Genomic DNA, 9,424 nt, shown 5'->3' with positions numbered 1-9,424 from the left:
CAAGTACTGCACCCTCACAATGTAAGTAAATACTATCTGAGGCGTACACATTGGCGTTTACCAATAGTAGAAATGGAATCCATAGTTTCACAACTGTACCTCGTAAAAACATAACGCCCTGTTAAGGGGTGAGCAACGCAATACCGATGCTGCCGTATATCACCTTACACACTAAAACCAACGCATAGCAAAAATGCCACGCGTTGCGAATCCCTCTTGAGCAGTTTGTTAGTTTGCAAACCCAAAGCGTTGATTTTACGTTATTTTAAACTTTGCAAACAATAAACTTTATGTGTTTTGATGCACTTAAGTCAGGCGTAGTCTCAAAGCGGCTTCTCAATGAAACCACGTGGAACAAACAACGCCGAAGAAAACGAACTAACAACACCAAAAAGCGCTTTTGGAAAACCAATCTCACAATGCGGACTTTCAACAAAGCCACTGAAACCACATGAACTTACCACACCAGAGAAAACGCCATTTCAGCGAGTAAATCGTCTTTTGTACCAACAAACTCAACGAGCAGAGTTTCAGCAAAAAAGTTCGACTCAGTTAACCCCAAAACCACCGCTCCAAAGAACAAATCAACCGTTGAAACGATGCCAATTTTGAATTTTCACCACGCCAGTTAACACTGAAATTGAACGCCGATACGACAATTTCAACTTTGAGCTTTTACCACTAGATCTTGCGATATAGCTGCGTTTTTCCTCTTGCAAACTAACGCCCTGTTAAGGGGTGAGCAACGCAATACCTATGCCTCTGCATACCACCTTAATCACCAAAAACTCAACGCATAGTAAAAATGCCACGCGTTGCGAATCCCTCTTGAACAGTTTGTTAGCTGACAATTTCACCGAGTGCATCTATCCATTGCTCGGGCTTCGCTACAATAAACTCATAACACGTATTGTTGGCTAGTTTTATGCGAAATGCATCCGTAGTGATTGGAATTACACCACCACCTTTGCCCAAGCACTTAGCTACGGCAGCAATGTCTTGGCGCTTTAATTGATATGGACCAAAACCCAACTTTTCGTTGTACGGAGTAAAAATTAAATCCGACTCCGTTAGTTCTAATTTCCCATCGGCTTTAGTCGCACCGACTTGAATTGTAGCTGTTGAAGACTTAATTACTTTATCAGACATAACGTACCCTCTTCCTTGATTTACTTTTGTCTGCTAACGCCCTGTTAAGGTGTGAGCAACGCAATACCGGAGCTCCCGCATACCACCTTAAACACAAAACGCAACGCACAGCAAAAATGCCAAGCGTTGCGAATCACTCTTAAACAGATTGTTAGGTGTTAATTGCCCACACTAACTAGTTCAATCGTGCAGGTTGAACTGCTTGAACCAAAGCTTGTATATCGACATTGTTTAAACCACCTTTTTTTGCCTTATTGTTCAAATAAGTGCCAAACTTCTCGGTGACATAAATGTCGTCCATCCAGCGACGGAACTCACCCAAAGCCTCAACAGGATAAATCCATGCCATTGGATCTTTTTGGGGGAAATCTTCCGGAAATACGTGCAGGTGTTTTCGACGAAGACCGTATTTTTCATCAAAGCTATTGCCACACCAATGCTTGCCCCATGCCATACCAACGCTTATATCTGGCATCGTATTACTATCAAAAGGCATACCACCTCTAATACCGGAGATTACTAAGTTAGCAATCTCAGAGAAAACACTGAAGTAACCTGACGGTAACTCGTTAAGTGTTATACGCTCGTGAAAAGTTTTCCAATATTGTGGCAGCGAGTCTTCAGGATTGTAACCTGTGCGTTCATAAATGAATGTACGAAGAGTTAGTTTGGCAAGACTACGATAGTTACGTGTGGCCTGTTCCTGTGGTGTTTGAGACTCGAACGCATAGTATTCAAGTATTGCCATGCAATTGACATCGTTGATTGCATGGTAAGTTTTCCCATCGACAGTAATTGGAACATATAAACTACTTGGGTCGCCACCTTGATCCAGAATCAACTACTCAATAGCCTGACCACGAGGCTTAAAGCGCAAATCTGCTTCCCAATCTTTTACAAGAGTGATTATTACACTTGGTGCAACACCACATAAGGCTGCCAAACCACGAGCACCAAGATACGGAGTACCGTTGTTCATTACCCCCATTTCAATGCCATCAGGAGCAGTATGTTTTACTGAAGATAGTTGAAGGTTGTATTGTTCCATTTAGATTCCTTGCGATTAGATACCCATTTTTAACATGGTGTCTTATATGCAAGAAAACAAGTATGAAGTACGATATTTTTAGCACCTAACGCCCTGCTAAGGGGTGAGCAACGCAATACAAAAGCCGCCGCATACCACCTTAAGCACTAAAATCAACGCATAGCAAAAATGCCACGCGTTGCGAATCCCTCTTAAGCAGTTTGTTATGTGTCAAATTTTAAACTCGAACTTAGCTTTTTTAGGGCCAGTTTCCCCTTTTTCGGAAGGCGCATACTTCCGTTTTGATAATATTCGCACAGCTTCAGCATCGAATACTCCTTTAGGTACAGAATCAGTAACCATTATGTCAATCACATCACCCTGACTATTAATATTAAACGTGAGTACAACAGTACCGACTAATTTGTTTTTCCTTGAACCTTTATGATTCCTAGGCGATACACTGTCCCGAGCTTTGTGTTCTCGATAATTTGGGGAACTAGCACTTTCAATTAAACCAGCGCAGCCAGACAATAATGCCGCTATAAATAATATTAAAATCTTCATACTTAATCTTTGACAACATAACGCCGCGTTAAGGTGCGAGCAACGCAATACAGAAGCCTCTGCAATGCACCGTAATCACTTAACCCAACGCATATCAAAAATGCCACGCGTTGTGAGTCGCTCTTGAACGCTTTGTTATGTGTATTTATACATTTCTATATCTTTACCGTGCTGAAAATAGCCCCAAATTCTAACACCACACTCTGTGAGAGATATTTTAGCATTTTGCTCTTTACATATAGCAATGACCTTATCCCTATGATCTAGAACTTCTGGCTCCAGCAAAACGCCTCTTGAATGAGAGATACGAGCATCAATATCAATAAAATGTATCGCTCGAAAGTTTCCCCATATTTGTGCCAGTTCACTGGTATATTGATAGCTAGAGTCACTTTCCGGCCATGTTGACCTGTCAATGTAGGTAACTCGGTAGCTTAGTAGCTCATCGATATCGCTCAACGCTGCAAGCAAATTGTTCCACTTAGTGTTATTCATAACACCAAAAAGACCATTACTATCAATTAGTTTAATGATATTTGACTTTAAATCTAAACGCATAAATTCTCAATACACATAACGCCCTGTTAAGGGGTGAGCAACGCAATACCGAAGCTGCCGCATACCACCTTAACCACTATAACTAACGCATAGTAAAAATGCCTCGCGTTGCGAATCCCTCTTGAACAGTTTGTTATGTACGTACTTTACTCAGTATCAGATACTTCTCGGCACATTCAGAAAACAAAGTATATGGATTCATACTATTCCCATAGTTTTGAAACAATAGCTCCCCACTTTCTATCCGAGCACTTACCTCTCGATTTGTAAGTCCACTCGCTTCAGACGCAGTTAACCCCTCAAAAATCACGTATTGCTCATCTAGTATATATTCTCCACTTAATAGACGTTTTTCGATCTTGACCTCAAAGTAGTTTCTACCCTGTTTTTCAAACAGCTTAACTTCTAAGTTACAAGATAACTTGTCGCTATTCAGATAAGTTCCAATAAGTCCGTCGTTAGGTTCAGCAAGTACAGATGCCGATAAAAGCCCCAAGAGAAGATAGCTTACTTTCTTCACATTACCTCCTAGTACATAACGCCGCATTAAGGTGTGAGCAACGCTACCACCCAGCCTAAACCATTGCGCCTTAAACACGAAACCCAACCTTGAACTGAAAATGCCAAGCGTTGGGAATCACTCTTAAATGCTTTGTTATGTGCTATCTACACTTGCCTAGCTAGAAAACCTAGAAATGCGATAAAGCCCAAATAATAGCGGCTACCCCAACCAAAGTGGATTTGATCAATGCGCTTAGAGAAATGTTCCTCAAGTAGCAATCCGATCCCTGCTGGGTTGGGTTTAGTTTGATGCTTTTCTCAATCAAACGACGCCTCTCACTGTCAACATTACCTTTCATATCAATTCCTTAGTAAAGCTCTAACTCGGTTTCAAAATTAGTGAAAACATCCCTTTTGGTCAACTACGCAGAAACCAATGGACAGAAAAACGATCGAGCACAACGACCCCTTAATAGGGCGTTATATAGCTACATAACTCGGGAAATAACTAACTTGGTATTTAGACAACAAGGTGGTACTCTAAACAAAAATCAGCGTCTGTTCTGAGGTTTTTTTTCACCTAAAACAAATTGATAGATGAAAAAATCATCGAAAAACAGACTAAAATCTAGCTCTTTTTTAATTCAGAAATGTGATATTAATCACCATATGCAAGCGCAATTAACAGACAATATCAATTAATTTTCCCACAATACCTCTGCCTAAAGCCCCTTTAATTTATTAGTAAAGGAATGTTTGCACACTTAGCACATAACGCTCTGTTAAGGTGTGAGCAACGCTATACCGAAGCCGCCGCATAACACCTTAAACACTAAAACCAACGCATAGTAAAAATGCCACGCGTTGCGAATCACTCTTAAACAGTTTGTTAGGTGCGTTCTAAAGTGTTGGATATACGATTTTTTCGTTTTTATTTCTGTGTTCGTCAGACCAGCCAAGTTTCAACTTGTGCTTTCTTGGTGTTTGCATATGTACAGCTGCCAATAACTCAATGGATGCATGCTTTTCGAGCGACTCATAAGGAAGTTTGCTCTGCAACTCAGATTCTGGAACTAGTTCGTTGCCGTCTGGGAATTCTACCGTTACATTTTTGGCTTCGGCATTTCCTTTGTTCCAAATTTTCAACCGATACTTACGATTCCCCAACTTAATGATCGATGCACCTAAATCGGCTTTACGATCATCGATCACTTCTTCGGTTTCCTTAGCTAAAAGCAAGTTATTAAGCTTATTCTGAGTTTCAGCTAGAGAGTCTTGTCTCTTGTTAAATTGAATCGTTCGCCATGTTGCGTACCCAGAAAGCCCCAAAGCCACAAGTGCGATACCGTCACCAAAGTCCATACAGCTAATGCCCCTATCTAATTTTTATATTCTTGTTTCCTTTGAATGCATTTTTAAGCATTTTTTTCATTTCAGCTTCAATTTGCTTTTGTGCTTCTTTAGCAATCTCGTTTTGAGTTTCTGCTATTAATTCAGAATTTTCTGCGACAAGATCTGCACGAGTCAACTGGCGTTCACACTGATTACAAGTAACAAGCCCGTTTTCATCATGTTCATCAAAATTGAAGTCTTTACAACCACAAGTTGGACACAACATACTAATTTGTCGATCAAGATTATTGAGTTTCATTTTACTTCCTAAGCACCTAACGCCGCATTAAGGTGTGAGCGACACTTGGCTATACTTGAGCGAAGCGAAACTGCCAAGCGTTGCGAATCACTCTTAAATGCTTTGTTATGCGTAACCTACCAACGATTGACTAACCCTGTACTATGTACCCGCTTTCTCTTTTTTGGAGCCACATAATCACTGTCTAGAAATATTTCGCTGCATGATCGACAAGACCAACGACCTTTAGAACCTGCCTCTTGAAGCCTAACTAATAAGTCATCTACATCCTTACAACGTTGGCAATACGGGCCGTCCCTTTCACCACCAGACTCTAACCAGTAATAAGGCTTTTCGTAGATTGTATTGCCTTGGTTTTCCAATTGCTTTTGAAGTTGAGAGATTAGTTGTTCTTTTTCTAACAATAGTCCCTGTATTTCTGACACTTCAATTCGTGCATCAGCGAGAGCAGAGATAAGATCGGCCAATTGAAGGTTAACTTCTGCTTGTTCAAGCGCAGAAGTACTTGTTCTAACCGCTTTCGCGAGTTCAACAGCTGTTTTCAGACTCGTTAGAGCTGTACTTATTGTTGCTATATCAGTCATATTCCCTCTTGTTACGCATAACGCCCTGTTAAGGGGTGAGCAACGCAATACCGATGCCGACGCATACCACCTTAAGCACTAAAACCAACGCATAGTGAAAATGCCACGCGTTGCGAATCCCTCTTGAACAGTTTGTTATGTGCGTGCTAATTGAGGTACTTTTGCCAATGTTGCTGCCCTGTCAAAACTACTCTGTAATCTTCGTAGTCCAATGAACTGTAGAGCTTTTTAGCTGCAACATTATCATCACCGACCTCTAGTGTGATTTTGAGGTAATCATTATCACGACAATGCTGTTCGATACCATTCAGTTGCGCTTTGCCCACACCTTTACCACGAAAGTTGTCCGACACCATAAAGTCATGGATATTCATCACTCTTTGCGCACGATAAGTTGAAAACGATTCAAAGCAAACCGCAAAACCGGCGGGCTTATCGTCGACAAAACTGATAAATCCGTGGAAATAAGGCAATGCAAATAACTGAGCAATTACTGAGAGATCTAGCTCAACTGAGAATCCAGATAGGTACTCTCTAAACAAAGTCTCGAATATACCTTTGTCTTCAATGCTTTCTGTTTTGATACGCCTGATTGTGATTTCCATATTCATTTCCACTAAAGCACATAACGCCGTGTTAAGTGGTGAGCAACGCACCACTGCACTCAATAAAACCACCTTAATCACTGAACCAGAATTTGCAAACAAAACTGCCGAGCGTTGAGAATCCAGCTTGAACACATTGTTAATAAAGTACTTTCCACGCGCTATAGACTCAAAAAACACACAAAACTTAACACCAGAAACCAACCAGATTTTTACTGGCTACTGCCCCACTGTAGCTTCCACAAACAAGCTTTCAGCCAGTGGCTAACGTGACTGGTTGAAGACGGGCCACCCACAGAAGTTAAGGGTAGATAATTGCCACATCAATGAACCAATGAAAGCGAAAATGGTGGTTGGCATATTAGCGCTTTCGATGATTTCAAATGGCATTTTCAGCAAAGAATCTACGAAACCAATAGCGAATGAGTAAGCTGTTTTGAACCCGAAACACCGCCAACAAACGCAGGACAACTCACCATAAAAACTATTCGTTAACAGTAGCTTATTAACGCCCTGTTAAGGGGTGAACAACGCAATACCGATGCCGCCGCATACCACCTTAATCACTTAAACCAACGCATAGTGAAAATGCCACGCGTTGTGAATCCCTCTTGAACAGTTTGTTATATGCGTACTGGCACCCATCACCACACATACAACTTAAAGTAAACCAAGAAAGATGCTATGAGAATAAGACCACACCAAGCGAAAAATACGAAGGCTTTCGCCTCAGTTTCTGCTTCTTCCATATCGGGAAGTAAAGCCATGAAATAACATCCGATTGGAACTAATTCGTACATTTTACCTGCATATTGGTTATTCATGTCTAAGAAAGGTGGTACATACAAATACAGAACTGAATAGCTGACAAAAAAGATAGTAACTAAAATTCTATTCCAACCTATCTCTTCGCCTTCTTGGTACAGCTTAAATAACAGGTAGATAGCACCCAATATTGCTAGTATCAAAAACATCCTGTTCAGAAATCCCTAAAGCATATAACGCCTTGTTAAGGGGTGAAGCACGCAACACCAATGCTACCGCATACCGCCTTAATCACTAAAACCAACGCATAGTAAAAATGCCACGCGTGCTGAATCCCTCTTGAACAATTTGTTATACGCGTTCTATCGGTTGTACTTAACCTTATTCAGAACTTCTTTTAGTTCATGCGTTTTCTCAAGGTTTACACCGTGAATATTGGCTAAAGCACAAACATAATACAAGACGTCATATAACTCTTCTGCGATTGAACCTTTGAGTTCATCTAGCGTTGGTTGCCCACGTTTACCTTTGCGAATAGATTCCGATAATTCGCCAACTTCTTCGATTAGTTTTAAAAAATAGTGTTCGGATTGCTCTGGCGCATAATCGAATTCTTTTATATGACTTTGTAATTCTGATAACTTCATAACGTCCTTTTTGTATTATTTTCCATAAAGCGTATAACGCCGCATTAAGGTGTGAGCAACGCTGCCACAAAACTTAACCTTACTACCGTAAACACACAACCCAACGATAGAATGAAAAATGCCAAGCGTTGGGAATCACTCTTAAATGCTTTGTTATGTGAATTTTTCCAGCACACTCAATACACACAACCATTAAACTCAATGACTTGACTGCTTAGAGCGTGACCAACATTGTAAGTCTTAACCATGCCTCCACGGTAGACAAACTCGTTCCAATTTTTCTGCTGTATATCGTAGTAATGAATAGGACAAACTAACTCTGAATACCCTGAACTTCGATATACATCTGGCTCATAAGCAAAGAGAAAAGAATGAGTTACACCAAAAAACACCAAGTATTTATCAAGTTCTTTTACGATGACTTTGGCTAAGCCCAGACCACGCTTATTTGATGCAACAGCAATGCCGCCAACTATGCCCGCTTTGAAGCTTCTTGATCCTTGTGACATTAAACGACTGTAAGCAAAACCAGTAGCGATAATCTGATTTTCGTCTTCGATGAGAGCTGCACAAACGAACTCGCGATTAAAATTGACCGTAGAATCTTGGCCAAAAACCGAGTTTAGATGTGTATTAAGTGCAGCTTCATGCGCCTCGATTTCACCATTTTCGACGACTGATATTTTCAATATGCGCTCCATTCACATAACGCCCTGTTAAGGGGTGAGCAACGCAATACCGATACCGCCGCATATCACCTTAAACACTAAAACCAACGCATAGTGAAAATGCCACGCGTTGCGAATCCCTCTTGAACAGTTTGTTAGGCTATTGACTCTCTAAGGTTCTCACGTACATCCCATTGAAGGTGACATTTAGCCCGCCACAACCGTTGTCTTTGCTAACTACGAGGGTATCCTGATCTAATAAAATTTGGAGAGTACAGCCGTCAACGTCATAGTCTATTTGATTACCTTTTAACGTTACAACTCCGTCGATTTCTCCAAAATTTACAAGGCCAGAAGAAGAGTCACCTACCCAAACTGATGTCCCTGATAGTTCGTATGTGTTCGAACCCACCTTAGTTAAGTCAATAAAGGCAGTGTCAGTATCCAATTGATCATTGTTATACCGCTCATAATGCCCCTGAAAACCAGGAACGACTGCTGCATATGCAAGCGATGAAATAAGCAACATACTTAGAGCTAAGCAAATTGTTTTCAAGCTCAAATTCTCCTCAATAGCCTAACGCCCTGTTAAGGGGTGAGCAACGCAATACCGAAGCCGCCGCATACCACCTTAATCACTAAAACCAACGCATAGTGAAAATGCCACGCGTTGCGAATCCCTCTTGAACAGTTTGTTATGTG

The 9,424-nt window shown here is 40.9% G+C and carries 15 protein-coding genes; all 15 read right to left on the bottom strand.

From position 1 onward, the window contains the following. Positions 1 to 840: 840 nt before the first annotated feature. Positions 841 to 1,149 carry a hypothetical protein gene (locus tag L3V32_RS24860; protein WP_114324212.1) on the bottom strand — a complete coding sequence of 103 codons (309 nt, stop codon included), beginning with the start codon at positions 1,147 to 1,149 and terminating at the stop codon, positions 841 to 843. Positions 1,150 to 1,324: 175 nt separating this feature from the next. Then, complete coding sequence (locus L3V32_RS24850) at positions 1,325 to 1,897, bottom strand: hypothetical protein (RefSeq protein ID WP_237285517.1); 573 nt, start codon at positions 1,895 to 1,897, stop codon at positions 1,325 to 1,327. 93 nt (positions 1,898 to 1,990) lie between these two features. Continuing rightward, complete coding sequence (locus L3V32_RS24845; protein WP_237285516.1) at positions 1,991 to 2,197, bottom strand: hypothetical protein; 207 nt, start codon at positions 2,195 to 2,197, stop codon at positions 1,991 to 1,993. 210 nt (positions 2,198 to 2,407) lie between these two features. Then, positions 2,408 to 2,743 carry an energy transducer TonB gene (locus L3V32_RS24835; protein WP_031781252.1) on the bottom strand — a complete coding sequence of 112 codons (336 nt, stop codon included), beginning with the start codon at positions 2,741 to 2,743 and terminating at the stop codon, positions 2,408 to 2,410. Positions 2,744 to 2,878: 135 nt separating this feature from the next. Next, positions 2,879 to 3,301 carry a DUF6678 family protein gene (locus L3V32_RS24830; RefSeq protein WP_237285515.1) on the bottom strand — a complete coding sequence of 141 codons (423 nt, stop codon included), beginning with the start codon at positions 3,299 to 3,301 and terminating at the stop codon, positions 2,879 to 2,881. Between the two features lie 133 nt (positions 3,302 to 3,434). Next, entirely contained in the window at positions 3,435 to 3,821 is a 387-nt protein-coding gene (locus tag L3V32_RS24820; RefSeq protein ID WP_237285514.1) for a hypothetical protein, read from the bottom strand. Between the two features lie 169 nt (positions 3,822 to 3,990). Then, the gene (locus L3V32_RS24815) at positions 3,991 to 4,161 is read right to left on the bottom strand and encodes a hypothetical protein (RefSeq protein WP_005500224.1); all 171 of its coding nucleotides are present in this window, start codon (positions 4,159 to 4,161) and stop codon (positions 3,991 to 3,993) included. 541 nt (positions 4,162 to 4,702) lie between these two features. Further along, on the bottom strand, positions 4,703 to 5,164 hold the full coding sequence (locus L3V32_RS24805; protein WP_237285512.1) for a hypothetical protein: 462 nt from the start codon (positions 5,162 to 5,164) through the stop codon (positions 4,703 to 4,705). A gap of 13 nt (positions 5,165 to 5,177) precedes the next feature. Next, positions 5,178 to 5,453: a hypothetical protein gene (locus tag L3V32_RS24800; protein WP_237285510.1), complete on the bottom strand. Its 276-nt coding sequence runs from the start codon at positions 5,451 to 5,453 to the stop codon at positions 5,178 to 5,180. 116 nt (positions 5,454 to 5,569) lie between these two features. Next, positions 5,570 to 6,037 (bottom strand): hypothetical protein, encoded by a 468-nt coding sequence (locus L3V32_RS24795; RefSeq protein ID WP_237285508.1) that lies wholly within the window; start codon positions 6,035 to 6,037, stop codon positions 5,570 to 5,572. A gap of 146 nt (positions 6,038 to 6,183) precedes the next feature. Further along, positions 6,184 to 6,642: a GNAT family N-acetyltransferase gene (locus L3V32_RS24785; protein ID WP_031781187.1), complete on the bottom strand. Its 459-nt coding sequence runs from the start codon at positions 6,640 to 6,642 to the stop codon at positions 6,184 to 6,186. 644 nt (positions 6,643 to 7,286) lie between these two features. Beyond that, the gene (locus tag L3V32_RS26140; protein WP_021447489.1) at positions 7,287 to 7,409 is read right to left on the bottom strand and encodes a hypothetical protein; all 123 of its coding nucleotides are present in this window, start codon (positions 7,407 to 7,409) and stop codon (positions 7,287 to 7,289) included. A 360-nt stretch (positions 7,410 to 7,769) separates the two neighbouring features. Continuing rightward, on the bottom strand, positions 7,770 to 8,054 hold the full coding sequence (locus L3V32_RS24770) for a MazG nucleotide pyrophosphohydrolase domain-containing protein (RefSeq protein ID WP_021452995.1): 285 nt from the start codon (positions 8,052 to 8,054) through the stop codon (positions 7,770 to 7,772). 176 nt (positions 8,055 to 8,230) lie between these two features. Then, complete coding sequence (locus L3V32_RS24765) at positions 8,231 to 8,743, bottom strand: GNAT family N-acetyltransferase (protein WP_237285507.1); 513 nt, start codon at positions 8,741 to 8,743, stop codon at positions 8,231 to 8,233. Between the two features lie 139 nt (positions 8,744 to 8,882). After that, positions 8,883 to 9,278 carry a hypothetical protein gene (locus L3V32_RS24755; protein WP_237285505.1) on the bottom strand — a complete coding sequence of 132 codons (396 nt, stop codon included), beginning with the start codon at positions 9,276 to 9,278 and terminating at the stop codon, positions 8,883 to 8,885. Between the last annotated feature and the right edge of the window lie 146 nt (positions 9,279 to 9,424).

This window comes from Vibrio sp. J2-4 (assembly GCF_021728155.1).
GTDB classification, from domain to species: Bacteria; Pseudomonadota; Gammaproteobacteria; order Enterobacterales; family Vibrionaceae; genus Vibrio; species Vibrio diabolicus.
This window is presented reverse-complemented; position numbering and strand designations above follow the sequence as displayed.